Source organism: Kitasatospora sp. NPDC048715, from assembly GCF_043198905.1.
GTDB lineage: Bacteria > Actinomycetota > Actinomycetes > Streptomycetales > Streptomycetaceae > Kitasatospora > Kitasatospora lactacystinica.
This window is the reverse complement of sequence record NZ_JBICVH010000020.1, coordinates 1-23,949: the sequence shown is the minus strand read 5'-3', so window position 1 is coordinate 23,949 and position 23,949 is coordinate 1. Positions and strand designations below refer to the sequence as shown.

The 23,949-nt window shown below is 70.7% G+C and carries 36 protein-coding genes; all 36 read left to right on the top strand.

Annotated features, from left to right (window positions below):
* Positions 1-210: 210 nt before the first annotated feature.
* The 36 genes from ACGFSC_RS32495 (at position 211) to ACGFSC_RS32320 (ending at position 23,429) form a co-directional block, all read left to right on the top strand.
* Positions 211-576, top strand: a complete 366-nt coding sequence (locus tag ACGFSC_RS32495) for a hypothetical protein (RefSeq protein ID WP_359898144.1) — start codon at positions 211-213, stop codon at positions 574-576.
* Between the two features lie 31 nt (positions 577-607).
* Positions 608-1,705: a hypothetical protein gene (locus ACGFSC_RS32490; protein ID WP_359898143.1), complete on the top strand. Its 1,098-nt coding sequence runs from the start codon at positions 608-610 to the stop codon at positions 1,703-1,705.
* A gap of 572 nt (positions 1,706-2,277) precedes the next feature.
* Complete coding sequence (locus ACGFSC_RS32485; RefSeq protein ID WP_359898142.1) at positions 2,278-3,417, top strand: hypothetical protein; 1,140 nt, start codon at positions 2,278-2,280, stop codon at positions 3,415-3,417.
* A 48-nt stretch (positions 3,418-3,465) separates the two neighbouring features.
* Positions 3,466-4,368 (top strand): hypothetical protein, encoded by a 903-nt coding sequence (locus tag ACGFSC_RS32480; protein WP_359898141.1) that lies wholly within the window; start codon positions 3,466-3,468, stop codon positions 4,366-4,368.
* A 91-nt stretch (positions 4,369-4,459) separates the two neighbouring features.
* A complete protein-coding gene (locus tag ACGFSC_RS32475) occupies positions 4,460-4,849 on the top strand; it encodes a hypothetical protein (RefSeq protein WP_359898140.1) in 390 nt (129 codons plus the stop codon).
* Between the two features lie 90 nt (positions 4,850-4,939).
* Entirely contained in the window at positions 4,940-5,344 is a 405-nt protein-coding gene (locus ACGFSC_RS32470; RefSeq protein WP_359898139.1) for a hypothetical protein, read from the top strand.
* Positions 5,345-5,389: 45 nt separating this feature from the next.
* A complete protein-coding gene (locus tag ACGFSC_RS32465; RefSeq protein ID WP_359898138.1) occupies positions 5,390-6,223 on the top strand; it encodes a hypothetical protein in 834 nt (277 codons plus the stop codon).
* Positions 6,216-6,524 (top strand): hypothetical protein, encoded by a 309-nt coding sequence (locus ACGFSC_RS32460; RefSeq protein WP_359898137.1) that lies wholly within the window; start codon positions 6,216-6,218, stop codon positions 6,522-6,524. Before ACGFSC_RS32465 ends, ACGFSC_RS32460 begins: the two co-directional genes overlap by 8 nt.
* Positions 6,525-6,602: 78 nt before the next feature.
* Positions 6,603-7,043, top strand: coding sequence for a hypothetical protein (locus ACGFSC_RS32455; RefSeq protein WP_359898136.1), 441 nt, complete (start codon positions 6,603-6,605; stop codon positions 7,041-7,043).
* A gap of 17 nt (positions 7,044-7,060) precedes the next feature.
* Positions 7,061-7,486, top strand: coding sequence for a hypothetical protein (locus ACGFSC_RS32450; protein ID WP_359898135.1), 426 nt, complete (start codon positions 7,061-7,063; stop codon positions 7,484-7,486).
* Positions 7,487-7,554: 68 nt separating this feature from the next.
* Positions 7,555-7,713: a hypothetical protein gene (locus tag ACGFSC_RS32445; RefSeq protein WP_359898134.1), complete on the top strand. Its 159-nt coding sequence runs from the start codon at positions 7,555-7,557 to the stop codon at positions 7,711-7,713.
* 12 nt (positions 7,714-7,725) lie between these two features.
* Positions 7,726-9,213, top strand: coding sequence for a DNA cytosine methyltransferase (locus ACGFSC_RS32440; protein ID WP_359898133.1), 1,488 nt, complete (start codon positions 7,726-7,728; stop codon positions 9,211-9,213).
* Positions 9,210-9,431, top strand: a complete 222-nt coding sequence (locus ACGFSC_RS32435) for a hypothetical protein (protein WP_359898132.1) — start codon at positions 9,210-9,212, stop codon at positions 9,429-9,431. The genes ACGFSC_RS32440 and ACGFSC_RS32435 overlap by 4 nt, the downstream gene beginning before the upstream one ends.
* Before the next feature lie 73 nt (positions 9,432-9,504).
* The gene (locus ACGFSC_RS32430) at positions 9,505-9,951 is read left to right on the top strand and encodes a hypothetical protein (RefSeq protein ID WP_359898131.1); all 447 of its coding nucleotides are present in this window, start codon (positions 9,505-9,507) and stop codon (positions 9,949-9,951) included.
* A gap of 225 nt (positions 9,952-10,176) precedes the next feature.
* A complete protein-coding gene (locus ACGFSC_RS32425) occupies positions 10,177-10,797 on the top strand; it encodes a hypothetical protein (RefSeq protein ID WP_359898130.1) in 621 nt (206 codons plus the stop codon).
* Positions 10,798-10,890: 93 nt separating this feature from the next.
* Positions 10,891-11,259, top strand: coding sequence for a hypothetical protein (locus tag ACGFSC_RS32420; RefSeq protein ID WP_359898129.1), 369 nt, complete (start codon positions 10,891-10,893; stop codon positions 11,257-11,259).
* Between the two features lie 82 nt (positions 11,260-11,341).
* Entirely contained in the window at positions 11,342-11,686 is a 345-nt protein-coding gene (locus ACGFSC_RS32415; protein WP_359898128.1) for a hypothetical protein, read from the top strand.
* 49 nt (positions 11,687-11,735) lie between these two features.
* Positions 11,736-12,062, top strand: coding sequence for a hypothetical protein (locus ACGFSC_RS32410; RefSeq protein ID WP_359898127.1), 327 nt, complete (start codon positions 11,736-11,738; stop codon positions 12,060-12,062).
* 12 nt (positions 12,063-12,074) lie between these two features.
* A complete protein-coding gene (locus ACGFSC_RS32405; protein WP_359898125.1) occupies positions 12,075-13,052 on the top strand; it encodes a hypothetical protein in 978 nt (325 codons plus the stop codon).
* A 100-nt stretch (positions 13,053-13,152) separates the two neighbouring features.
* Positions 13,153-13,455 (top strand): hypothetical protein, encoded by a 303-nt coding sequence (locus tag ACGFSC_RS32400; RefSeq protein ID WP_359898124.1) that lies wholly within the window; start codon positions 13,153-13,155, stop codon positions 13,453-13,455.
* Between the two features lie 78 nt (positions 13,456-13,533).
* The gene (locus ACGFSC_RS32395; RefSeq protein WP_359898122.1) at positions 13,534-13,836 is read left to right on the top strand and encodes a hypothetical protein; all 303 of its coding nucleotides are present in this window, start codon (positions 13,534-13,536) and stop codon (positions 13,834-13,836) included.
* A 56-nt stretch (positions 13,837-13,892) separates the two neighbouring features.
* A complete protein-coding gene (locus ACGFSC_RS32390; RefSeq protein ID WP_359898120.1) occupies positions 13,893-14,336 on the top strand; it encodes a hypothetical protein in 444 nt (147 codons plus the stop codon).
* Entirely contained in the window at positions 14,333-14,818 is a 486-nt protein-coding gene (locus tag ACGFSC_RS32385; RefSeq protein WP_359898118.1) for a hypothetical protein, read from the top strand. The genes ACGFSC_RS32390 and ACGFSC_RS32385 overlap by 4 nt, the downstream gene beginning before the upstream one ends.
* Before the next feature lie 24 nt (positions 14,819-14,842).
* Complete coding sequence (locus tag ACGFSC_RS32380; protein ID WP_359898116.1) at positions 14,843-14,983, top strand: hypothetical protein; 141 nt, start codon at positions 14,843-14,845, stop codon at positions 14,981-14,983.
* Between the two features lie 27 nt (positions 14,984-15,010).
* Positions 15,011-16,126 carry a SpoIIE family protein phosphatase gene (locus ACGFSC_RS32375; protein ID WP_359898114.1) on the top strand — a complete coding sequence of 372 codons (1,116 nt, stop codon included), beginning with the start codon at positions 15,011-15,013 and terminating at the stop codon, positions 16,124-16,126.
* 129 nt (positions 16,127-16,255) lie between these two features.
* Positions 16,256-16,534, top strand: a complete 279-nt coding sequence (locus tag ACGFSC_RS32370) for a hypothetical protein (RefSeq protein WP_359898112.1) — start codon at positions 16,256-16,258, stop codon at positions 16,532-16,534.
* Between the two features lie 56 nt (positions 16,535-16,590).
* The gene (locus tag ACGFSC_RS32365; RefSeq protein ID WP_359898111.1) at positions 16,591-16,947 is read left to right on the top strand and encodes a hypothetical protein; all 357 of its coding nucleotides are present in this window, start codon (positions 16,591-16,593) and stop codon (positions 16,945-16,947) included.
* A 75-nt stretch (positions 16,948-17,022) separates the two neighbouring features.
* Complete coding sequence (locus ACGFSC_RS32360) at positions 17,023-17,379, top strand: hypothetical protein (protein ID WP_359898110.1); 357 nt, start codon at positions 17,023-17,025, stop codon at positions 17,377-17,379.
* A gap of 26 nt (positions 17,380-17,405) precedes the next feature.
* Complete coding sequence (locus ACGFSC_RS32355) at positions 17,406-18,065, top strand: hypothetical protein (protein WP_359898108.1); 660 nt, start codon at positions 17,406-17,408, stop codon at positions 18,063-18,065.
* The gene (locus tag ACGFSC_RS32350) at positions 18,062-18,628 is read left to right on the top strand and encodes a hypothetical protein (protein WP_359898106.1); all 567 of its coding nucleotides are present in this window, start codon (positions 18,062-18,064) and stop codon (positions 18,626-18,628) included. Before ACGFSC_RS32355 ends, ACGFSC_RS32350 begins: the two co-directional genes overlap by 4 nt.
* A gap of 115 nt (positions 18,629-18,743) precedes the next feature.
* On the top strand, positions 18,744-19,103 hold the full coding sequence (locus tag ACGFSC_RS32345) for a hypothetical protein (protein ID WP_359898105.1): 360 nt from the start codon (positions 18,744-18,746) through the stop codon (positions 19,101-19,103).
* Positions 19,104-19,345: 242 nt separating this feature from the next.
* A complete protein-coding gene (locus ACGFSC_RS32340; protein WP_359898104.1) occupies positions 19,346-20,467 on the top strand; it encodes an N-6 DNA methylase in 1,122 nt (373 codons plus the stop codon).
* 206 nt (positions 20,468-20,673) lie between these two features.
* On the top strand, positions 20,674-21,411 hold the full coding sequence (locus tag ACGFSC_RS32335; protein ID WP_359898102.1) for a hypothetical protein: 738 nt from the start codon (positions 20,674-20,676) through the stop codon (positions 21,409-21,411).
* A gap of 59 nt (positions 21,412-21,470) precedes the next feature.
* A complete protein-coding gene (locus tag ACGFSC_RS32330; protein ID WP_359898101.1) occupies positions 21,471-22,325 on the top strand; it encodes a hypothetical protein in 855 nt (284 codons plus the stop codon).
* A gap of 18 nt (positions 22,326-22,343) precedes the next feature.
* Positions 22,344-22,778: a hypothetical protein gene (locus ACGFSC_RS32325; RefSeq protein WP_359898099.1), complete on the top strand. Its 435-nt coding sequence runs from the start codon at positions 22,344-22,346 to the stop codon at positions 22,776-22,778.
* A gap of 54 nt (positions 22,779-22,832) precedes the next feature.
* Positions 22,833-23,429, top strand: a complete 597-nt coding sequence (locus ACGFSC_RS32320) for a hypothetical protein (RefSeq protein WP_359898097.1) — start codon at positions 22,833-22,835, stop codon at positions 23,427-23,429.
* Positions 23,430-23,949 lie beyond the last annotated feature (520 nt).

The following is a 23,949-nucleotide window of genomic DNA, read 5'->3' as shown; positions in this document are numbered from 1 at the left end:
CTCATAAGTGAGTATAAAATATAAACAAGAGGGTGGGCGAAGGGCCCGCCCCCTGTAGATGGGGGTCACTTGTGGGAATGCGCTCGCCGGCATGCGGTGCCGCGGCAGAAGGCGCCCGATCACCCCCTCTGCGGAGAGGGGTGACCAGAGATTCGACTTGTATGGGCACTCTTGCTTAGTATCCCCATCAAGTTGAGGGGAGAGAGCGCCGTGCCCGCTGTCACTCAGGACCACCTTCCTGGCCTGGAAACCGTCCGCCGCATCGTCGTGCCCGCACCCGGGATGCCCCGCGTGGCGACGATCCAGGAGCGATTCGAGCAGTTCCACGGGGCCAACCCGTGGGTCCTCGCCGAGCTGGAGCGGCTCACCGCGGAGTGCATCGACGCGAAGTTCGCCACGATCAGCCTCGGCATGCTCTTCGAACTCGTCCGCTACTCCTACGGCCGCGCCACCCTCGGCTCCGACGGCGACTTCCGGCTGAACAACGACTTCAGGTCGCGCTACGCCCGCCTACTCATCGAGCGACACCCCGAGTGGGCACCACGCATCGAAGTCCGTGCCCTGCGCACGGACTGACGCACCGCACCAACCTCTTGGAGAACCACCCTTGCCACCGAAGCTCAACTCCCGCAAGCCCACCGGCATCGTGCCCTGGCCGTTCATCCTCGTCGAGGGCGAGGAAGGTGCCGGCAAGCCGTACGAGACCATCGCCTTCAGCGCCTGCAAACGAGTCGGCCAGATGTATGTGATGGACCTGTCCGAGGGCTCTGCCGACGAGTACGCCGCGATCCCCGGCGCCGACTTCGAGGTGATCGTCCACGACGGCTCCTACCAGTCGATCGCCGAACAGGTCGAGGCTGTCTGGTGGGAGGCGCACCGCGCCGCCTCCGCCGGCGAGAAGCCCGTCGTATTCGTCATCGACTCAGGGTCCGCGCTATGGCGGATGCTGTCCAACTGGACCTACGAGCGAGCCAAGCGCAGCACCGGCAACCGGGCCAAGCTCGCCCAGAACCCGGACGCGAACATCGACGTCGGCCGCCATCTGTGGAACGACAGTATCGCCCGCTGGTACCGCATCGTCCACATGCTCCAGACCATGCCGGGCATCGCCATCATGCTCGCCCGGGGCCGGGAGGTCTCGGCCACCGACGCCAACGGCCAGCCGCTGGTCGAGAGGGGCCGCGCCGTGAAGGAGTGGAGCGTCACGGCACAGAAAGACATCGGGTTCGACTCCACGGTGTGGGCTCGGATGCGCCGCGACAAGGCCACCCAGATCATCAAGGCACGCACCCTGAGGTTCCGTGTCGAGTCCGGCAACCCGATGCCGTTGCTGGACTTCTCCTTCGAGAAGCTGATCTTCGACATGCTCGGCTGCTCGGCCGAGTCCCAGCCCCGTGACATGCCCGAGCTGACCGGTGACCGCACCGGCCCGTGGATGGCCCGCGTCGCCGCCGCAGCCGACCGTGACGCCTGCGTCGAACTGTGGAACGAGCTGAACACCGGGCCGGAGACCGGCCTCTCGGAGATGGAGTGGCACACCGTCCGAGGAGCGGTCAAGGCGCGGGTCGCCGAACTCGCCGCCCCGAAGGCCGACCTCGACAACGCCCTGGAGAGCGACGCCGCCCGGCTGCGCGCCGCCGCCGAGGCGCAGCAGGCCGAGGCCGACGCCGAGTTCACCGCCGAGCCGGCGCCCGCCGCCGCATAGCAGCTGGCCGGGCCGCCCCGTGCGGGCGGCCCGGCCGAAGGGCTCCTCCGTGAACTCCGACAATCCCCGTCCCGCGCCTCTGTGCGAAGGCACGACGTGTCTGACTCGCTGCTACTGCTGCACCGAGTGCGGCATGCCGCCCGAGGACTGGTGCCCCGGCTGTGCCGGATGCATCTGCGTCCCGCCCTGCGAATGCCCCCGCGAACCGTAGACCGCACGGCACCGCCTCTGCCTGGGCACGGCTTGCCGTCGGCGCGGCGCCGCGCCCCTCTCGACCTCTTGGAGTAGTACACCCATGTCCACCCCGACGATGAGCGCCCTGTCGCCGCCCGTCTGGGTCGCCGCTGCCGAGGCGCAGCGGGCCGAAGCCGTCGGCCAGGCCGCGGCCGCCGCTTGACCGACGGGGCCGGGCCTCCTCGCCAGGAGCCCGGCCCCGCCCTCACCACGCGCACCGTACCCCGGCCGGCATGCCGTACACCGCAGCCGCGCTGGCCCCTCGGCCTGCCCCCATGCGGGCGGCCCTGGCCCTCGCGGGCCCCTGTACCGTCACGACCTCTTGGAGCAGTACACCCATGTCCACCCCCGTCCTAGACGTGCCGGAGTCGCCGTCCATCTGGGTCGCGGCCGACGCCGTCGACCAGGCCCGACCGCGTTCCCGGCAACGCCAGCTCGGCGCGTCCGACCTCGTGTGCGAGCGCCGCGCAGCGTACATCCACCACGGCTGGGAGCCGACCGACCACGTCGTCAGCCCGGCCGCGATGCTCGGCACCTACATCCACGAAGGCCTGACCACCGCCGCCCGCCGCGAGTTCGGCTGGATCACCGAGAAGCGGGTCGCCGACGCGACGATCCGCGGCAGCATCGACATCGTCCAGCTCGACCGGGCAACCGCCCGGCAGCTCCCGCGCCGCCTGCGTCCCAAGGTCGCTGCCGACGTGAACACCGTGGAGGACATCAAGACCCGCACGATCTACCGCTGGGACGAGGTGCGGCGCTACGGCGCCACCGCCGGGGAGCTGCGGCAGGTCATGACCTACGTGCGGCTGCTGCGCACCGGCGGCTTCGCCGACGTCGACGGGCAGCGGGTCCTGGCCCGCCTCGGCCCAGTCCAGGTCGAGCGGGTGCGGATGCGGTTCATATGCCGCGACAACGGCGAGGAGTTCGTCCAGGAGTTCCCCTACGACCCGGAGGTCGCCGAAGAGGCCGTGTGGTGGCTGGAGCGGATCACCGAGACCGAGCACCCCGAGCAGGCCCCCCGCTCGTTCTACGGGCCCGGAATCGACACCGTGTGCGACTGCTGCCCGTTCGCGACGGCCTGTTGGGGCGTGGCGGCGGGCGGCCGGCCGGTCCAGGCCAACATCGTGCACAACCGCGAGGACGTGGCGGTGCACTTGGCGGACTACGCCGACGCCCACAAGGACTGGGCGGAGGCCGACCGGGTTAAGAAGTTCGTGCGCAAGGCCGTCGACGGCACCGAAGCGGGGACGTACGGGCGCAACGTCCTGGCGTGGCGGGGCGAGGACAAGGAGGTGGACGAGCCGGACGTGCGCGCCATGATCGAGCTGTTCGACGACCTCCAGGCGCCGATACCGATGGTCCCGGACGCGGAGCGCATGGTGAAGGCCCTCGTGACCGCCGGCATCGCGGTGCCCACGCGCAGGGTTGTCAAGAAGGGCGCCCGCCGGATCGAGGTCAAGGCGGCCCCCAGGTGAGCGCGGTGCAGCACCGACCCGCACTGTGCCGCCGAGGGGGAGTCCCGCATGTCGATACAACTGATGGTCGCCGCCGCGTACCTGCCGCCGGAGGTGATCGGAAACCCGACCGAGAAGCTCGCGTTGATGAAGATCTGCGACAGCGCGGACGACGAGAGTCGCCTGTCGAGTCCGGGCATGCACCGCATGGCGGCGTGGACCGGAGTGTCGCAGAAGCGCACGATCACCCTGGTCACGGCGTTGGTGGCGAAGGGGCTGGTGGAGCGCGTGGAGGTCGGCAGGCCGGGGCGCGCGGCCCTCTACCGGGTGTTCCCGGCCGGGGTGCCGCGGACCCCGGATCGGGAAGAGTTGCGGGAGCGTCAGCGTGCGGCGGTCGCCGCGCCGCGGAACCCTCGTCTGGCGCGGCCCCGGACCCAGCGTGCTGCCCCGGCTGCCCCGGCGCGTACGTCCCGCGACGTGGAGGAGCGAGAGCTTCGGGCGGCCGAGCGCCGTGGGTCGCCCGAGGGGAACCCACCTCCGCCGGGGGTGAAGGTTTCCCCGGGGGAACCCGACACGTCGCCCGAAGGGAACCCAGCAGGTTGCCCCGGGGGAACCCCTTCCTTTCCTGCTCCTACCTATGTCCTACCTACCCCCCTACCCCCCACGGCTGGCGCCGCGGGGGAGCCGGCGGATACGGAGGGGGCGAAGGCGCGGCCGTGCTCGCGTCACCGGAAGGTCGCGGAGAACTGCCGGGCCTGCGGGACCAGCGCCCGGGCGCAGCGGCAGGCCGAGGAGCGGGGCCGCACGGTGGCGCAGAGGCAGCGGGAGCAGGAGTGGCTGGAGGGTTTCCGGAGGGACGCGCAGGTGCGGCGAGAGCAGGCGGAGGTCGGCTCGGAGGCGGCGCAGTCGGCGAAGCGGAAGGCGTTCGAGGCGCTCCGGGCCGCGCGCCAGCGCACCAAGTATCACGAATAGGTAACTGGCTGGCGGGAGTTGTGCCCCCCATTGAATGAGTATAGAATCTAAACATGAAGAGGGGGGAGGCCCCCCGACGAAGGGAATCGAAATGCTGCCCGCGCTCATCGCCGTTAAGGACGACCAGGGGCGCCCCACCTACGCCCTCGACTACTCCAGCATCCTCGACCCGCTCGTCCGCGCCATCGCCACCGAGCGCGCCGAGAACGAAGAGATCGACAACGAACTCGACCAGCTCGCCATCCTCGCCCAGAGCGTCAGCGCCGCCCCCAATCGGGACGCCGCCGACGCCCCTGCCGCCGAACTGTCCAACCGCGTCGACGACTTCCTCGATTTCCTCGGCCACCGCCGCCACGAACTGCCCGCCGAGCCCAACCGGTTCGACGCCCAGAACGCCCGGCGCCTCGCCGCCCAGCTCCGCGCGATGGCCGCCACGCTCAGCACCTGGTCCGACCGGTACTCCGCCGAGCGCGCCGCCTAACCCCCCCCACGGCCGGGGGTCCATACCCCCGGCCGCCCCCAACATGTATGGGTACTCATGCAAGAGCCGAACATCATGTACGGAGGAACCGTGCCACCACTCGACACCCCTATCCTCGCCGGCACCTACCAGCCGATCACCGACCTCGCCCGCCAGTACGGCATCCCCTTCCACCTCGCCGCCAACAACCGGCACGCCAGCCTGCACCTGCACCTGCCCGACGGCGCACTCCTGGCCGTCACCGACGACGGCGTCGGAGGAGCCGCCGCCCGCAAGCCCAACGGCGCCACCGGCTGGCAGATCACCCGAACCCTCCCCACCGGCCAGCGAGCCGTCATCTACGACTCAACCCTCCTCGGCGACCACCACCGCCTCGGCGTCAACCCCAGCCCCGTCCTCGGCGCCATCGCCCGCTACCTGCCACCCCCACCCTCCCCGACGCCCACCCGCACCCGACGACGCAGCCTCCTGACCCGCCTGCTGCGCCTCACCTGACCCCACCGGCCGACAGGCCCCCGACAACGACCTCTTGGAACCCCAATGACCTTCGCACCACTGCCCACCCACCCCCGCGTCACGGACCCCAACTGGCAGGCCCGCTACAAGGCCTTCGGCCCCCTGATCTCCGCGTTGCGTCGCCGCGGCTTCGTCACCGACATCACCTTCGACGGCGACATCGAGGCGATCACCGCCGACCTGCCCGACGGCAGCTACCTGCGAATCGACACCGGCGACGAGATCGGAGACCTTCCCGACGACATCGACACCGCCACCGCCTGGCGGGCGATCAGGGGCAGCAGTGACAACCCGACCGTCCGCGACACCGTGTACGACTCCACCCCGGACGGGCTCGACCTCCTCAACGGGGCTCTCCTTTCCCCGCTCCTTGTCGCCATCGACACCTATCTCGGTGCGCGAGGAATAGCCCTGCTGACCGTCCCCCACGCCCACCCCGTCGTCGTCACCGTCACCACGATCCACGATCACGGCCCCGCAACCTACGAGATCCGGAAGGCCTTCCCGATCGCAAGCCGGGAAGTCGCCCGATACGCCTGGGCGGTCGCACGAAGCCTGCCCGTCGAAATCACCCAGCAGCACCTGAGCCCCGACTGGCCCCGCTACGCGCTCGCCGCCCGCGACCGCACCCGGGTCGTCCAGGTGACCCTTGCCGAACTCGCCTACAGCAGCAACACCCCCCACGGCCCATGCGTCTGCCGCTTCCCCCACCCGCAGACCCGGGAAGAAGAGGACCAGCTCGGCCAGCAGATCGCGGACGGCATCAAGATCGGCGACGCGCACGGCGTCTACCTGGCCAGCCTCCGGCTCTTCACCGCGCCGCAGTGCCCCGCGCGGACGGCGAACGCCCGTGGCTGACCCCAGCGACGACCAGCCGCACGACGACGGCCCCGAACTGCCGCTGGACTTCACAGGGCTGTTCTGGGCGAGCCCGCCCATCCCGCCCAACTGGTCCTCCGCGGGCCCAAGGAGAGGCTGCGCCGCTCACCTCGGACACGCCGACCTCACCACCACGACGACCGCCTACACCACCGACAAGCCGGGAGCACGACAGCCCGTGACCACCATCAAGACCGTCTCCCTCGCCCTGAGCACCGCCGCCTTCATCCTGTCCCTCTGGGCAGCCCACACCGCCTTCCGCGCCCGCAAGCGCCCCTGAACACCGCATCACCCCGGGCCCGGCCCGACAGCCGGGCCCGGGGACCCATCACCCGACCTCACACCTACGGAGACCGCCATGGGTAGGGCCTACCAGCTCGAACTGTCCGACCCCACCGTCACCTACTTCCTGGACCACTTCACCCACGACCGCGTCGTCCGCGCCATGGACCGCCTCGGCATGATCCAGGACCTGCACTACGACCTGCCCTTCCTCACTGCCGCCTTGTACGACCTCGAACGCGAACTCATGGGCGCGGACCCGCAGGAGACAGTCACGGCGAAGAAGAACGCCGTCTCGGTAGCCAGCGCCCCCAATCCGACCGGCATCCCCCGGTACAAGGTCGAAACCGGCGAGAACTGGCTGATCACCCCCGCCGAGATCACCGCTGCCCTCGCCGCCCACCAGCGAGCCCCCCACGACGAGCGGGCCGCCGTGAGCGCCCTCATCGATGAATGGGACTCCTGGATCGACTTCCTCCACACAGCCGGCGACCACGCAGGCCTGCGCTCCAACTGAACCCGAAGGCCCCCACCATGACAGTGCACTTCCACCTCATCCGGTCCGCCGGTTCCACCGACGACCAGGACTGCCGGTTCGACACCACCGCCCTCGGGCTGAATTCCCTGCGCGAGACCATGCGCGGGTTCGGGATGCTCACCGACTACCAGCCGCTGCTGTGGCCGGACCTCGACGGACCGGAGCGCCGCCGCCTCTTCCAGGAAGATCCGGACAGCGCCGACCCGAACCCCACCGGCATCCCCGACAGCAAGCTGACCCGTCCAGGCAGTTGGCGCATCAGCGCCGCCGAGATCACCGCAGCCCTCGCGACCTACGACTCCTGCCCCTACCCGGCCCAGGTCGCCGTCGAAGACCCCGACGACGGATACCCCGCCTGGGTGCGCTGGATCGCCTTCCTGCGCCTCGCCGCCGGCCACGACGGCATCGCCCGCCGGACCTGAGCACCTTCAATCCCTCAACTTGTATGGGCCATCATCGATGAGCCCGACATCACCTCTTGGACCTCCACATGCCCACCCCCGACAGCACCCCGTCTCCGCCCGACATACCCCACGCCGCCAACCACTGGCATCTCGCGATCAAGACCCACCCCGGGCACCCCGGCGACGACAGCCCCGAACCGACCTGCCCGCCCACCCGACCCGCGACCGACGACCCCGAGAACTGAGAGGAGCCACTCGTGTCCATCACCGTCACCGACTTCTTGTGCGGCGCCGGCGGCTCCTCGACAGGCCTTGTCGAAGCCGGGCTTGAACTCGCCCTGGGCGTGAACCACTGGACCCTTGCGCTGGCGACTCACGCCGCCAACCACAGCCGGGCCGACCACCTGTGCATCGACGTCTCCGGCATGCCGATGCGCTACCTGCCCAGAACCGACGTGCTGTGGGCGTCGGTGATCTGCACCGAGATCAGCCCCGCCGGCGGCCTCCGCCGAGAGACCCCGCAGCTCGACCTCCTCGACGGCGACGACGAGTTCAAAGTCCTGCCCGACGCCGCGTTCGAGAAGACCCGGGTCACGGCGTGGTGCGTCGTGCGGGCCGCCGAGGTCCACCGCTACCGGGCCATCGTCGTGGAGAACGTGCTCGAATTCGCGACCGACTGGGTCCTGTTCACGGCATGGATAGCCGCGATGAAGGCACTCGGCTACAACTACCAGATCACATCCGTGAGTTCGGCGCACATCGGAGACGCCGACAATCTGCGTGCCCCCCAGTGGCGCGATCGCATCTACATCACGTTCACCCGCCGCGGCATGCGCAAGCCCAACCTCACCCCGTCCCCGGCAGCGTGGTGCTTCGAGTGCGCCGAGCAGGTCAACGCCGTCCAGACCTGGCGAGACCCGAAGATCACGATCGGCAAGTACGGCAAGCAGTACGACTACCGCTGCCCCAACACGCGCTGCCGCCACGCCCTCGTCGAACCGTGGGTACGTCCGGCCAGCGCGGCCATCGACTGGACCGACCTCGGCCAGCGCATCGGCTCCCGCAGCAGGAAGCTCGCCGACACCACGATGCAGCGCATCGAAGCCGGACGCGCGAAGTACCCGTACGAGCCGTACTCGATCACCCTCACCCACGGCAAGGACGGCGGAGACCGGGCCTACGCGGTCGCCGAGCGGCCGATGCCGACCCGCAGCACCAAGCAGGGCGAGGCGCTGATCGTGCCGGTCGGCGGCAGCTGGAACACCGAGCCCTACCCGGCGGAGCAGCCGCTACGTACCCGCACCACCCGCGAGTCCGAAGCCCTCCTCACCGCCCCGTACATCGTGGAGTTCCGCAACCACGCCTCCACCTCCTCGGTACACGCCCCGATCTCCACGGTCAGCGCGCAGGGCAACCACCACGGCCTCGTCATGCCGGGAGGCCGCGTCGACCCCCGCGACCGCAACACCCTGGTCGTCCCGTACCGCAAGGCCACCGCCAAGCACGCCGGCTACCCGCTCCACACCCTGTCCACCCGGGACTCGGCGGCGGTCGTCGTCACCGCGGAGAGCATTGAGGACTGCTGGTTCAGGATGCTCAAGCCCCGCGAGCAGTTGGCCGGACAGCGATTCCCCGACGACTACATCGTCCTGGGCACCGGCGCCGAACAGACGATGCAAGCGGGCAACGCGGTGTCCTGCAACGTCGCCCACTGGATCGGCCGCCAGCTGCTGGAAGTCCTGTGACCGGCCCCCGGCCCCGGTGGCGCCTGCGCCTGGACCCGCCACCGCGCCGAGCCCTCGTCCTCGCGCAGGCCCCCGACCCGGAATGCCGCCACTGCGAAGGCGCCGGCGGCTGGGACGGCGGCCCGCTCCTGGACGACTACGTCACCTGCGTGTGCCACGACCCGAGCCGCCGCCTCACCCTGCTGCGCCTCCACCGGCGCCCCGCCGACCGCCCCTGAACTCCTGTCCGGCCGCCCCGCCCCCTTCCGGGGCGGCCGGACAGGGCGCCCACCGACAAGGACCACCAAGCCCGTGTTCATCGCCCTGCCCGACACCGACGTCTTCACCCCCGAGTGCTACCGCGACCCCCTCTTCAGCCCCGCCGAAGGCGGCTGGGCGAACAAGGGCGACCTGATCGAGATGTGCACGCCGGTCATGCCCAAGTGCGTGCCCTGCCCGTACCGGGCCATGTGCATCCGCCAGACCCGCCCCCACCCATCGAAGTTCGACGGCGTCGCCGGCGGCCGCCTGTGGCTGGGCGGAGAGGTCATCGGCACCGTCGACGGCGTCGACGACCTCGACCTGCCCCTGCCCGGCAAGTCCCGCGACATCTGCGGCAGCGCCGCTGGCCACGAGCGGCACCGCGTCGTCGGGGAGCAGCAGTGCGAGCCCTGCCTGGCAGCCTTCGACTCTCCGCCGCAGGTCGAGCCGGAGACCGAACCGGAGCAGGTCCAGCTGATCCTCGCGATCGCGGCCTGACCTGTGCCGCGACCCTCCCGCACCCGATCCCCTGGCGGCGGCCGAACGGCCCGACCTGCCCGAAGGGGAGGGGCTGACGGCGACCAGCGACCGCTGGGTGTGCGCGGCCGGAGCCCGCCCACGCCGCGGCCGGACCCGGCCCGCACCACCTCCAGCAGTACCACCGCCGCCCGGGATGGGGCCGGTCGCGGTCCACCAGTCACCAGCAAGGAAGCACGAACGCGAATGAACACCACCGGCATCGCGAGCACACCCACGGGGCCCGTCCCTCTGGTCATCGGCCTCGACCTGTCCCTCACCTCCACCGGCATCGCCGGCGTCGACTGGGCCGATGCCCTGCGGCCCAGGAACCTGCGCGGCCACCCCCGACTGGACTGGCACAAGCGGGAGATCACCGACCGGGTCCGGCGCGCGGACCTCGTCGTCCTCGAAGGGGCGGCCTACGGGCACGGCGCGCAGGCCGGGCACCATGAGCTCGGCGGGCTGTGGTGGATGGTGACCCAGAAGTTGTGGGAGAGCGGGATCCCCTACGCCCAGGTCCCGCCGGCCTCGCTGAAGATCTACGCGTGCGGGGTCGCCAACCCGGCCAAGGACCACCCCAAGCAGGTGCGCGCGCGGGTGGCGAAGGGCATGGTTCGCGACCTCGTTGCCGAACGGTACGGCCTGGAGTGCGAAGGCCCAGGACGGTACGACAAGGCGGACGCCGCCGTCCTCGCACACATGGGCCGCGACTGGCTCGGCCACCCCGTGGCCGTCCTGCCCGAACAGCACCGTCGCGCTCTCGCAGGCGTCGCGTGGCCACAGATGCAACGGCCGACGGCAAATGATTCAACTGGTCTGCTGTAGAGGGGACTTGGTGGCAGAAGACCTGTCGCCGGAGTGGACTCCCACAAAGGAATGAGTATAAAATATAAACACAAGGTTTGAGAGAGGATCCCGATGAGCCTGCACCGCGAAAACGTCACCTGGCAACGAGAAGACGGCTCCTGGAGCATCGGCTTCTACAAGGTCACCGAACCGTGGGAGTACGGCGGCGACCCCGACGACTGCGAGTGGGGCGTCGAGTACGACTACAACGCCTTCTGGTACCTGTCGACCGGCCATCCCACCAGCGAAGCCGCCGAGGACGAGTACACCAAAACCGAGCCCAACCCGGGCGGCACGACGATCGTGCGCTGGGAGCGCCCCGAAGACCGCGAGGAGATCGCGCGCCTCGACGCCATCGCGGCCGAGCACCCCGCCCGGCTGGCGGCCGAGGACCGCGCACGAGAGGCCGAGTTCGCGGCGATCATCGCCCATTGGAAATAGGCAGTTCCCCGCCGGCCGGGGCCCCGTGTCCCGGCCGGCACCCCATCCACGGCCAACCCGTCCACCACTCCAGGAGAAGCCCATGACCACCGCCGTCGAACCCCCGGACCTTCACGACCTCACGGCACTCGGCCAACTGCACCACTGGATCAGCCGCCACCACGACCTCGCACCCACCGAGGCCGCCGAAGCCGCCGAAGCCGCCGCCGTCGTCACCGACACCCTGGCCGGCACCTGGCGACAGGTCGGCGAACCCGGCGAGACCTTCCCCGAGTGGCTGAGCACCACCAGCCCCGCCCTCGTACAGCTCCTCGCCGACACCACCGCCCAAGCCCTGCGGGACCCGTGGACCGGCTCCCACCAGCTGCGCATCGCACGCCTGACCCTCGCCGGCCTCGCCACCGACCGCCGCCTCCACCACAACTGACCACCCCAGGACCACTCCCGACCGGGAGCCGCCCGAGCCGAGGAAGACCATGACCACCACCCTGCAGCCCGCACTCCCCGCCCTCATCGCCGCCGACGACCGCCGCCTCCTGGTCGCGCTGCTGGTCCAGGACTACGGCCTCACCCCACTGGGCGCCACCTACGCCGCCGCCGTCACCGAGAGCGCCGCCCACGGCGCCTGGGAATCCGTCGGCGGCGAAGTCCCCTACGCCGAGTGGCTGGCAAGCCTGCCGGCCCCGATCCTCGTCGCGGCCCTGCACCTGGCTGCCGCCGCCTGCGACAACGACACCGCGCGGCACGGCGCCGAAGCCGGCGCCGCCCTCCTCAATTCCCTCGCCGACCACCTCGATCACTGACCTGGAGACCTCATGCACGACCGATTCGCCGTTCGCGTCGCGGCCGACGGAACCGTGGCTGCTGTTGGCACCTACCGCCGCTGGGCGATCCCGCCGCAGGCCCGCGCCATCCGCCTCGGCCCCCTCCTCGTCCACACCGCCCCGCAATCGCACGAGCAGGCCGTCAACCACGCGGCAAGGTACATCTGGAACGAGATCGCCCGTGGCGGAACCGCCCCCGTGTTCCGCGGCCCCGTGTGGTTCACCCTCCACCCGCACGCCGGCACGCAGCTGACGTACCGCCCGTGGCACCTCGACCACGTACTCAAGGACATCCTCCGATCGGCGCCGAAGACCAGGCGCCGCCGCCGATGGGACCTGAGCGTGGCCACCGTGCCCGGCGGCCAACCCGACGGCTTCAGCGGCCACGGCATCGCCTACGACGCCGGCTCGGGCCGCCGCGCGGTCGCCCTGTGCGACGCCGGCACCGGGGGCCTCGCCGGGGGGTACGCCCGACGGCACGCCACCGCCCTCGCGGCACGAGCCGCGAGGGCGGGCGACCCGCTCAAGGCTCTCCGGCGGCAACTCGATGCCGTCCGCGCGGAGCCGTACTCCTGGGGCGGATCACTGTCCGGCATCATCGTCGCGACCTGGCGCGCGCAGGACGACTTCCTCCAACTGGCCTGGTCCGGCGGCATCGCGTCCTACTGCCTGCGCACCTCCGGTGACATGTTCGGGACGCCCGTCCGCGAGGACCGCGGGACCGGCTCCGTGGGACCGCTGGACTACCGGGAGGTCTCGATGCGTGCCGTCAGCTGGCTGGCGCTGGCCACGCCCGGAGTCAACCTGCACGCGACGATCAACCGGAGCCACCTGTACGAGTCCCTGGACTACGGGGAAAGCCCGAAGGACGCCGCCGGACGGCTCGCCCGCGCCACGACCTCCCCGGGCGCGGAGGGTGCTGTCCTGGTGGTCGACCTCCACCGCTTCGACCGGAAGTACCTGGTGTAGCAGGGGAGTTGAGAACTCCGAGTGTGGACACCGGGGTTAAATGAGTATAAAATATAAACATAAGCGAGGGGTCCCCCCTCCGAACCGAGAGGAAGAGCGCATGAACTACACCCGGCTCGCCGAGGCCAGCGCCGCACTGATCCACAACCCGGGTATCCAGGCCCGCGCCGTCCTCAACGCGGTCTACGTGGACGTCGACCCGGAGGACGACCGCACCGTCAAGATCGGCTTCGGGCCGGGGCGGCAGCCGGGTGAGACCCGGGTGGACTTCACCCTGCTCGACGCCCGCAAGGCCCCGCTCGACACCCTGGCGGGCAACGTCCGCGATGGGGACGGCATCACCAGGTACGCGGAGAAGGCCCTCTTCGAGGTCATCGACGCCTGGTACAAGCCGGTGGCCTGACCTGCCCCTCCTCGGGGGCCGCCTCGCCGGCGGCCCCCGAAGCCGATACCCGTCACCGAACCCCGAAGAAGCCCCACCGTGTTCCCGCGCACCCTGATTGCCGCCCTCGTCGTCCCGGCACCGGCCGCCGTGCAGCAGCCCACCGGATGGCGTGTCGCCATCCACGTCCACGGCCCCACGATGAGCATCGCCCGGATCATGTCCGAGCCCCTGTGCGCCAGCACCAGCAATCACCTGACCGAGACCCTGCTCGAAGCCGGCTACGAGTCCTACGGCGTACTCGCCCAGAGCGGTACGGACGCGGCCAACCGGGTCCGCCAGCTCTACGACACCCACACGGAGCCCGCGTCGGGCGAGTACCCGCCCGCGGCCACCTGCTGAAGCAGGGCCGGAGCCGAAAGCCCGGCCCGAACCCGAAACCACGAAGGAACACCAACATGCCCACAAGCAACGGACCGCTCACCCGCAAGCCGCGCGAGCTCCCCGAAGCCCCGGTCAACGCCGTACTCGTCAACCCAGCCGGTGAAACCACGCCGCTGCACCTGCCGACCGACCCCGGAGGCCGGCACGCCGCGGCCTCGCAGCACCTCGGAGGCGAAGCCGACTACACCGGCTACACCGGGACCTGCCCGCACGGAACGCCCGTCCTCTCCGTCGCCGTCACGAAGGACGACACCCTGCCGGTGAACCTGCCCGCGAGCCTCGCCCTGGATCTGCTCCGCGACGAACCCTCGCTGCTCATCCTGAACGGCCCGGTCCTCTTCCTCGGCCCCCTCGGCACCGACGGGCAGTTCACTAACCTCACGGACAGGCAGGTCCACAGCCTCGAACAACTGCTGGCCGGGGTACGGAGCGACCTCCGAACCCCGGTAGGGCCGTGAAGATCCGCATCGACCTGCACATCTCCCTCGACGCCGAACGCTGGGCCGCCGAAGCGGGCTTGGATCCGTGGGACGCCGCACGGGACGCCTGCTGGTACGTGTCCGACGCCGGGCAGTGCATCCCGCACATCGGGGAGGACGGCTGCCCGGCGTTCATCCGGACCGTGCCCGGCTGGGCCACGGAGCAGGACCTTCTCGGCGCGGTCGAGATCCGCACGATGTGGCTGCTGGAGTGCCCGGCACACGACTGGATCGCCTGGAGGGAAGGCCCCGGCCCGTACGGCACCGCCTACACGATCACGCCCGGGAAGGCCCGGGAGGACCTGGCCCGCACCGTCGTCGAAGGCCTCGTCACCATGGCCCTGCTCGCAGACTCCCAAGCGGTCATGACCCTCACCCGCCCGTGGCATCAGGTCTACGACAACCACTGGCGCACACACCCGGAGCAGCGGCCGCAACGAGAGCGCCACACCCGCTGGTAGAGACCCTGGAAAGGGCCCGACCCTGTGCAGACCACCCAGGAGCACATCACCTGCGCCCACTGCACATTCACCGTCGAACCCGGAGGCCTCGTCGGCCTGATCTTCGACGACCTGTGCTGCGAGGACTGCGTATACGCCCACGAGTGGGCCACCAACGGGCTCTGAGCCCATCCCACCAAGGAGACTTCAACCATGCCCAACAGCACCTTCGCGTTCGCCGTCGGCCCCGACGGCGAGCAGGACGAGATCCCCAACCCGCCGGAGCCCACCGGCCAGTGGGAGATCCTCTTCCGGAACCTCGGCGCGGACTACTCCTCGCTGCCGATCGGCCGCTACACCATGCACGGCCGAAACCGGGACGCCGAAGAGGCGGCCAACTGGCACGGCCAGCAGATGTGGTCCGGGATCGCCGGCGGAGGACGGGCCCCGTTCTTCCGAGGCCCGGTACTCGTCACCGGCCGGCGGCGCCACGACGGCACCTACGCGGACCTGACCCGGGCCGACGTCGACCGCCTGTCCGAGGCTGCGGACTCGACGCGGTGGGTACACCCCGAAGGCCCCTCGATCGGCGGGGCGCAGCTGAGGGGCCAGCGCGACAAGCAGTGCGACGCTCTCGCCGTCCACCGCGACCGGAGCAGCGGGGTGTGGGCGTTCGTGGTCTGCGACGGCGTCGGGGACACCGACGAGACTGCCGCGTTCGCACGGTACGCCGCCCCGCGGCTGGCGTACGTCGCCTCGGAGCTGGGCTCCCCGGGCGACGCGATCCGGCAGGTGCGGGCCGAACTGCCGGACTGGTACCGGCGATCCGGAGTCGCGGACGGAACCACCTCCACGGCGGCGCTGGCGACGTGGCACCCCGACTGGGACGAGGTGCGCATCGCGTGGGCGGGCGACTCCCGGGTCTGGGTGCTCAGCCCGTCGGGGCGCAGCGAGCTGGTGACCGAGGACCACAACGTGGCTGCCGTGAAGCGGCGCCTCGGCAGGCCGCTGGACTGGTGGGACCACAACCAGCTGCTGGCGGAGCTCGGTTACGGGGACATCGAGGAGCGGACCGTGCACCGGGACCTCGTCGACGCGCTGGTGCTGTGCACGGATGGCGCCTACCACCCGCTGGAGAAGAGCGGCGCCACGGGAGCGGCCGTCGACCGGTACTCCTACGTGACCCTCGACCACTTCCTCGCCAAGTCGACCGCCGGGGACCTGGTCGCGGACGCGGTGGAGCAGGCCGTTGCCGAAGCCCGTATGAGTAGTCATGGAGAGCGGGCCGACAACGCCACGGCGCTCGTGGCGGCCCTCCCGAAGCTCTGACCTGCGGAAATATGGCGCCGTCCACCCCTTGAGAACCTTCCGACGGAGTGGACCCCCACTCTGAATGAGTATAGAATTTAAACATGAAGGGAGGGGGAGAGGCCCCCACCCGCCAGGGAGGGAACCACCATGAACGCGCTCACCGCCGCCGCCGAAGAGGCCCGCCACTACGCCCGCCTCGCCCGCTCCCGTGCCGCCCGCGCCGAGCAGGAGATCCACCGCCTCACCCTCTCCGCCGCCGCCCTCGCCCTCGACGCGGTCGCCCGACTCCTGGCCCGCCCCGACCGCGAGGACGCCGTCCTCGACACCCTCGCCCTCGCCGAGAACTACGCCACCAGCCGCGACGCCGGCCCCGGAGCCCTCCCGCGGGACTTCTCCCTCAGCGTCCTCGACTACCTCACCGCCTGACCGACCCGCCCGGCCCGGGGCAGCGGCCCCGGGCCAACCACCGATCGGAGAACACCATGACCGTCCTCGGCAGCATCGACTCCATGTCCTACGTCGGCACCGTCACGATGCGGGGCCCCGAGCACCACGAAACCGCCATCATCGGCGCCATCACCTCGGCCGACTCCATCAACCTCCGCTCCGCCGACCGCGCCTTCACCATGGTCGAACACGCGATCACCATCGGCTGGGCCATCCGGCCCGACGCCTTCCGGGCCCTCGCCTTCACCCAGTTCCACGACCTCGTCTGGAACCGCCACTACGCCGACCTGTACCGGCACTGCCTCGCGCTGGACGCCGACGCCGACCGCATCGCCGAGGTCGCCTCGGGGATCGCCGTCGCCCTGGTCGACGACCCGCAGCTCAACCCCTGACCCGCCCGCCCGGCCGCCCGCCGGCGGCCGGGCCCAACCGCCGACCCTCACCAGCCACGAAAGGGCACAACGACCATGCACACCACCGTCATCCGACTCGTCCCCACCCGCAGCCTCGCCGACGACCTGTACTTCGTTCCCGAGCAGCACCTGCCCAAGGTGGTGTCAACGATCGTCGGCCACGCGGCCTGCCCCGAACTCGCCATGGACGCAGGAACGCTGCTCCAGCAGGCCATCACCGTCGCCTGGGCCCGCCGCCCCGACGGCCTGCTCGGCCTCAAGCTCACCGAGTTCCACGACACCGTCGGCTACTTCCACTACTGCGACCTCTTCCACGCGGCCCTGCACCACGACGGAGACCTCCGCGAGGTCGACCACATGGCCGACCTCGTCGGAGCCGCGCTCGCAGGCACCAGCCACCTCCACCGCTGACCACCGCCGCGCCGACGGAGCACACCATGACCAAGTCCGAACCCACCGTCGCCAGCGCCCTGGCCGACACCGCGGCCTCCCTTGCCGGCCTGGGAGTCGTACAGGAAAAACTGCGAGGCGAGCCCACCCGCCTCGACGTCGTCGTCAACCGCGATGCCCTGACAGGCCGAACCACGATTGACGGCTACCTCAACGGGCACGCCGTCGTCCGCACCGAGGTCCGATTCAACCCCACCGAGCCGCGCCTGCACCTGCACGTCGCCGACTCCGGCTCGCCCAGCGAGACCCGAACCCACGCCTGGGCGCAGACCGTTCAGGACACCGGCGGGGCCCCGGACTCCGTCGTGGACCACCTCGCCAAGCTCGTCCACGACTACCACCGCCCCCGCCAGGGCTGCGAAGACTGCGGGAACTTCGCCCACCTGCCGGACGCGCCGAGGTGGACCGTCGTCCTCAATGGCGACACGGAGATCGAGCAGATCCGCAAGGGAGTACCCAGCCGACGCGAAGCCAACAACCTAGGTCTCGCCGGACACACCTACTTCGTCCTGCCCGCCCGCTCCCTGCCGGCGGCCCACGCCCGGGCCCTGGCCGTCCTTGACGACCTCCTGGACCACGGGCAGGACATCGCCGGCCACATCCTGGTCGACGCCGAAGCCACCGAAGGGAAGGCCGACCCGCGATGACCACCGTCGAGAAGGCCCTGCGCGCGGAGACCACCCGGCTGCGCCTTGACCCGCAGATCGAACGCGCCGCCCGTGACACTCTGGCCACCGTCCTCGCCAGCGGCTACAACCACCGGCCGCAGCGCGAGTCGGACCTGAGCGCGGAACAGTACCGGGACCGGCTCGTCCCCGAGGCCGTCGCGGCCGTCTTCACCTACACGGCGCTGCACCTGTCCAGCCAGTACGGGCGCGCCGCGGCCCACCTCCTTCACACGCTGAACAGCGCCCTGTCCGGACCCGCTCCGAGCCGGCCCGCTGCCCGCTCGCAGACCCAGGCGCGACGTCCACGCGGAGGCCTCTTCCACGACGCCCCGGGCCTGGCGGACACCATGGTCGGTCTGGAGACCGACGTGACCGCCGCCGCCGAGCACCTGAACGGCCTCGACTTCGAGCACGCCGAGGACGTGACCCTCGCGATCGCCGCCCGTCTCGCCGACGGCGGATCGATCAGCCGTACCTACGCCACCACGATCGCCCGCCACCTCGTCGAGACGCAGGCGCAGCACCTCGCCGACGGCGGATAGCGCAGGCCCACCGACTGACGCCCCGCCCGGTCGGCACCGCCGACGGGCAGGTCATCGAATTCCCCTGCCCCCTGGCGGACGGCCCGGCCCTCCAGCTCGCCGAGGACGAAACCGAATGACCGACCACCCCTCTCCGACCTCCGGCCGCGACCACGGCCACCACCCGTCCCGTCCCGCGACCCCCGCCGGCATCGACAAGGACAACGACCGCACGCCCCCCGCGCTGGACCCGGCCGTCCGCCTGCACCTGAAGGACATGGCCGGGATGGCCGTCGCCCGCCACTCCATGTGGCGGCTCGCCCTGCTCAGCGGAGACGAGGACCGAATCGCCGCCGCCCGCGCCGCCGCCGAGCCGGCCATCCGGCGCCTGGCCGACGTCCAGCTCCACGCCGGTCTCATCACTGCCGAGCAACACGCCCAGCGGCTCCAGGCGCTGGAGTACGACGGCACCGCCACGGGCGGAACGACGTGGTAAGCGCCCGCGGCGCCCAGCCCCGGCGGCGCTCCGCTGCGGGGAACCCGACGGCCCGCGATTCCGCGCAGAGGCCACCGCTGTCCGGCCGATCCACCGGCTGAGGAACCCGGATCGACATCCCCTCAGCGCCGGCACGGCACAAGCCCGCCGACTGAACCCCTCCACAGCACGATCACGCGGCCCGGCCGGTCGCAGTCCACCGGCCGGGCCTTTTCACGCCCAGAAATAGAGGACAAACCATCATGAAGCGGTCTCAGCAGCTCGACCTGTTCGCCACGGTCGAGGACGAGCCCGGTCCCGCCACACGCGCCGTCGCACCCCGGCGGCACCTCGCCGCCGTACCCGACACCGACCGGCGATCCGACCTCGCCAAGCTGGCCGCCCTGCACGCGGAAGCCGCCGCCATCCCCGGCCTGGAAGCCTCCCCGCCGGCGCCACCGTCCAAGCCCAAGCCCAAGGTCCGCACCTTCCCGGTGCCGTCCGGGACCCGGGCGCACGAGGCGGCGCAGCGCATCGCCGAGGCCGCCGCCGACGCCTGGCACAGCCACCACGGCGGCAGCCGGATGGAGATACCCGTCGGCGTGGTCGCAGCCCTCGCCCTGTGGCCGCTCAAGGGACCGGACGCCCCGAAGCAGGCCGACTGGATGCTCGGCCTCGACGCCGACGACCTCGTCCGGCTGATCCGAGAGTGCTGGGCCTACTGGTGGATGCGCCGCCCAGACCTCGTCCACCGGGCCGCACCAATCGCCACCTGGACGGAAGAGACCCTGAGCAAGCACGAACTCGCCTGCGTGAAGGCCGTCGCCCACGCCGCGATCACCCACAGCCTGCTCACCGTCACCGGCTCCAGCGACCCCTACGACCTCGCCGAGTGCGACCTGATGTCCTGGATGGTCACCACGCTGCGCAGCAAGGGCTCCAGGGAAGGACTGGGGGAGTACCACACCCCTCCGGAGATCTGCGAGCTCATGGCCCACATGCAGCTCGGCGACTGCTCCGACGTCAAACCCGGCTACAGCTTCTGCGACCCCGCAGGCGGCACCGGCGGGATGACCCGCGCCGCCGCCCAGATCCTGCGCGAGCACCGGATCGACCCGGCCACCTGCCGCTGGCACCTGAACGACATCGATCCGGTCGCCGCAGCCGGCGCGGCCGTCAACATGATCCTCTGGGGCCTCGGCCCGAACACCACCGTCTGGCGCGGGGACGTGCTCGCCGAGGGCGACACCGAGCGCCTGGCCCTGGAGGAGAAGGCCGCGATCTTCAAGCACCGTGACGCCCTGCTGGGCGGCGCGACGATGATCGCCGCCGTCGGCAGGGCCGAGGCGTTGCTCACCGGGGCCGCGATGGACCAGGCGGCCTGACCGCGGGGAAGAGGAGTGGACACCCATCATGAATGAGTATAAAATATAAACATAAGGGAAGGGATTCAGGGGAACCCCTCTCGGGATTGATGCGCCCGACTCGAATCCGGACGGGCTGGACCGGAAGGCCGCCAATTCCGCCCTGAATGAGTATAAAATCTAAACAATGCGGGTTGGGTTCACCCCACCCGCGAAGGGACCACGCAGTGCTGCTCATCTCCACCACCCTCGCCACCGTCTTCCAGGACCTCGCAACCCGCCTCGACGGCTACACCCCGAGCCCCCGACCCCACGACGACCCCCACGTCCAGCGCCTCACCAACCACGACGGCCGCACCATCGGCGCCCGCATCCGACCCGACGGCGTGACCCTCCAGCTGTGGATCACCACCCCCGGTGTCCGCCCCAAGGAGTCCCACCCCACCCACGGCGGCACCCTCCCGCCCGGCAGCAGCTACCACGCCGTGATGCACCTCCACGGCCTCGACGGCGACCCAGCCGACCTCATCCACGCCACGCTCCTGCACAACCTGCTACCCGCCTTCGACAACAAGCCGCTCTGCGTCGGCCACCGCCCCTGGGACACCGCGACCAGCGACCAGCCAGCGACCCCGCCTCCGGCCGACGCCGCCGACCCGGCAGCCCCCACGGCCACCACCCCGAGCCCCGACCCCGCACCCGCCGACGAGCCCGAGCAGCCCACCACCCCGAACCCGACCGACGCCCCCAAGCCGAAGACCAAGACCCCGCGCAAGCGCGCAGCCAGCACCCCCCGAACCCCGGCAGCCCCGGCCGACAAGCCGACCCGGGCCCGCAAGGGCACCACAAAGTCCACCGACACCAAGCCCGCCCGCACCCGCAAGGCGACGACCAAGACCGCCACCCCGACGGACGCCCCACCCAAGCCCACCACCCGCCGCCGCACCACCAAGGCCACCGCCTGACCCGCACCCAGCCCGCCCGGGGGAGGCAACTCGCTTCCCCCGGCCAGCAAGGAACACCCATGAACACCCTGCGCGACCTGATCACCACCGGCCTCAACCAGCACGGCATCGCCACCACCTGCGGCAGCCACGCCTCCGCCGGCGTGTCCTGGGTTGCCGTCGACCTCCCCGACGGCACCTTCGTCTGGAGCACCGACGAGCACGCCAGCATCGACAACGACGCGGCCAAGATCGGCGGCCTGCACGCGATCCACTACCTCGGCGACCCGAACGAGGCCCTTCCTCAGGAGCAGATCACCCTTGTCGACCGCAGGCTCGACCGCCGCAGCAACCGCACCAAGGCCATCACCGAACTCGTCGACACCATCGCCACCTACGTCACCGACTGGCCCAACAGCCCGGTCGCCCGCCACCCCGAGCGCCGCATCGGCGCCTACGGCGTCATGGACCTCCCCGCCCGCCTACTGCGCAGAGGCGACGTCATCGTGCACACCGCCACCGGCCACGAGTCCGTCATCACCAACATCCGCCACCTCGGCCGGGGCGAATACCGGCGCACCGCCCGCACCGTCACCCCGCCCACCCGCGGCTCGATGATCGCCCTCCCCGATACCTGGTGGAAGTTCCCCAACACCCTCTCCCACAGCGGCAGCACTGTCGTCCCGGTCGCCGCGTACCGCCACGTCGACCCCGACACCCTCCCCAAGATCCCCTACCCCGCGGTGCCCACCGCCTTCGCGGACGGCGACCACGTCGTCCACGACAAGGTCATCTGGGAACGCGCCAACGGCACCTGGACCAACCACACCCACACCCGCCACACCCCACCCAGCACCGACGAAACGATCATCCGCCTCTTCACCGAGCCGGCATTCCTGCGTCAAGGCATCCCCACTCACCAGCCCGCCGCCTGACCATCACGAGGACCCCACGTGCTCGACCTCACCACCCGACGCAACGCCGCCTCAGCCCGAAAAGCCCTCGCCCGCCTCGAAGAACTCGAACTCGTCCCGCTCAGCCCCTATCCCGGCAGCGACGTCCACTGGCACCTGCGCTGCGGCCGAACCGGATGCGACTGGACCGGCCACCTCTTCTACAGCCACCTGCGCGCGAGCCGAGGACACGACCGACGGCACGTCGGCTGCACCGGAACTCCCGGCACCTACCGCGCCCAAATCCCCGACGCCGACCTCGCCAAGAAGCTCACCGAGCTGTTCCCCAACACCGAGTTCACCATCACCACCACCGACAAGGTCCAGCGGATCGTCGCCTGGACCGGGGGCCCCGGCGACGCCCACCTCGCCGCCCTCATCGGCGACAGCCAAGGCGACCTCATCCGCCACGACCCGCCGAACCCCAGCACCTGACCGCCCGGCCGGGCAGGCACACCACCTGCCCGGCCCCGCCCGGAGAACACCACCGTGGAGATCGACCTCACCGACCTGCCCCTCGACCTCGTCCCCGTCATCATCGCCCCGACCCGCCGCGAGCTCGAACAAGCAGCGCCCGCCATACCCGAAGCGCACGCCCGCAACGCCACCCGCATACACCACCGCCGCTACGGCAACGGCTGGGCCTACGTCCGCTGGACCCACACCCACCACAACGGCCGCACCGTCCACAACAGCCGCCACATCCTCACCAGCGACCCCACCCACCGCTGGTGGTCCATCCCCATCCACCCCCGATCGTCCTACTTCCTCTTCAACCCCTCCACCGGCCACCCCGTCGACTACTCCGCCCGCCCCTACCCCCACCCCGTCACCAACGACAACACCGACCCCCTCCACCTCTGCCCGCACTGCGGCTCACGCGGCCAACTACCCGTCCGCTGCACCCCAAACGACCCCAACCGCCACCACGAACAGCACCGCTACCCCAACGGCCGCCCCTGGAAGTACCTCCCCTGCCCAGCCGGCTGCACCCCCACCACCGAACAGCACCGCCTCTTCACCCCGCCATCCCCACCAACACCGCCCCAGCCCACGCACCCCGATCAGCAGCCCCCGACCCCCTGAGACCACTCGAAGAGGTGACCCGCCACCGTGCGCAACCTTGACGACCTCCGCCGACGACTCGCAGCACCGTTCAACCCCAACACCGACCACCCCACCACCGCCGGGCAAGTCCTCTGGCACACCCTCACCACTGCCGGCCACACACCCGCCGAAGCACCTGGCAGCTCAGCTACGCAGCCCCCGGATTCCGCGGCAACCGACCCGCCACCCCGACCAGCCACCACACAGCCACCCCAGGGATGTTCCAAAGTCCTGGCGGGTGGTGAAGGTGCTGGTCACGGCGTGGTGACGATGTTGGTGAGGACCGCTCGATGTGATGTCACTCGTCTGGCGTCTCCTCGACCATCGGATCCGCCGTTCATTGAACACTCCCATGGTGTGGTGCCAGCCGCCTCGAATGCTGTTCCAGTGGGCCCACCTCATATGGGTCTGTACAAAGAACGGTGTAACTCCCGATCAAGGAAGTAGCACCTGATGAAGGACGTGACCGTCTCGGCCGAGGCCGTCGAGGCAGCGAAGC

Bases quoted from the DNA above. Each gene is read 5' to 3' on its own strand.
- ACGFSC_RS32485 (WP_359898142.1), top strand. From the start codon at position 2,278: ATGTCCACCCCCGTCCTAGACGTGCCGGAGTCGCCGTCCATCTGGGTC.
- ACGFSC_RS32480 (WP_359898141.1), top strand. From the start codon at position 3,466: ATGTCGATACAACTGATGGTCGCCGCCGCGTACCTGCCGCCGGAGGTG.
- ACGFSC_RS32475 (WP_359898140.1), top strand. From the start codon at position 4,460: ATGCTGCCCGCGCTCATCGCCGTTAAGGACGACCAGGGGCGCCCCACC.
- ACGFSC_RS32465 (WP_359898138.1), top strand. From the start codon at position 5,390: ATGACCTTCGCACCACTGCCCACCCACCCCCGCGTCACGGACCCCAAC.
- ACGFSC_RS32455 (WP_359898136.1), top strand. From the start codon at position 6,603: ATGGGTAGGGCCTACCAGCTCGAACTGTCCGACCCCACCGTCACCTAC.
- ACGFSC_RS32450 (WP_359898135.1), top strand. From the start codon at position 7,061: ATGACAGTGCACTTCCACCTCATCCGGTCCGCCGGTTCCACCGACGAC.
- ACGFSC_RS32445 (WP_359898134.1), top strand. From the start codon at position 7,555: ATGCCCACCCCCGACAGCACCCCGTCTCCGCCCGACATACCCCACGCC.
- ACGFSC_RS32425 (WP_359898130.1), top strand. From the start codon at position 10,177: ATGAACACCACCGGCATCGCGAGCACACCCACGGGGCCCGTCCCTCTG.
- ACGFSC_RS32420 (WP_359898129.1), top strand. From the start codon at position 10,891: ATGAGCCTGCACCGCGAAAACGTCACCTGGCAACGAGAAGACGGCTCC.
- ACGFSC_RS32415 (WP_359898128.1), top strand. From the start codon at position 11,342: ATGACCACCGCCGTCGAACCCCCGGACCTTCACGACCTCACGGCACTC.
- ACGFSC_RS32410 (WP_359898127.1), top strand. From the start codon at position 11,736: ATGACCACCACCCTGCAGCCCGCACTCCCCGCCCTCATCGCCGCCGAC.
- ACGFSC_RS32405 (WP_359898125.1), top strand. From the start codon at position 12,075: ATGCACGACCGATTCGCCGTTCGCGTCGCGGCCGACGGAACCGTGGCT.
- ACGFSC_RS32400 (WP_359898124.1), top strand. From the start codon at position 13,153: ATGAACTACACCCGGCTCGCCGAGGCCAGCGCCGCACTGATCCACAAC.
- ACGFSC_RS32390 (WP_359898120.1), top strand. From the start codon at position 13,893: ATGCCCACAAGCAACGGACCGCTCACCCGCAAGCCGCGCGAGCTCCCC.
- ACGFSC_RS32375 (WP_359898114.1), top strand. From the start codon at position 15,011: ATGCCCAACAGCACCTTCGCGTTCGCCGTCGGCCCCGACGGCGAGCAG.
- ACGFSC_RS32370 (WP_359898112.1), top strand. From the start codon at position 16,256: ATGAACGCGCTCACCGCCGCCGCCGAAGAGGCCCGCCACTACGCCCGC.
- ACGFSC_RS32365 (WP_359898111.1), top strand. From the start codon at position 16,591: ATGACCGTCCTCGGCAGCATCGACTCCATGTCCTACGTCGGCACCGTC.
- ACGFSC_RS32360 (WP_359898110.1), top strand. From the start codon at position 17,023: ATGCACACCACCGTCATCCGACTCGTCCCCACCCGCAGCCTCGCCGAC.
- ACGFSC_RS32355 (WP_359898108.1), top strand. From the start codon at position 17,406: ATGACCAAGTCCGAACCCACCGTCGCCAGCGCCCTGGCCGACACCGCG.
- ACGFSC_RS32350 (WP_359898106.1), top strand. From the start codon at position 18,062: ATGACCACCGTCGAGAAGGCCCTGCGCGCGGAGACCACCCGGCTGCGC.
- ACGFSC_RS32345 (WP_359898105.1), top strand. From the start codon at position 18,744: ATGACCGACCACCCCTCTCCGACCTCCGGCCGCGACCACGGCCACCAC.
- ACGFSC_RS32340 (WP_359898104.1), top strand. From the start codon at position 19,346: ATGAAGCGGTCTCAGCAGCTCGACCTGTTCGCCACGGTCGAGGACGAG.
- ACGFSC_RS32330 (WP_359898101.1), top strand. From the start codon at position 21,471: ATGAACACCCTGCGCGACCTGATCACCACCGGCCTCAACCAGCACGGC.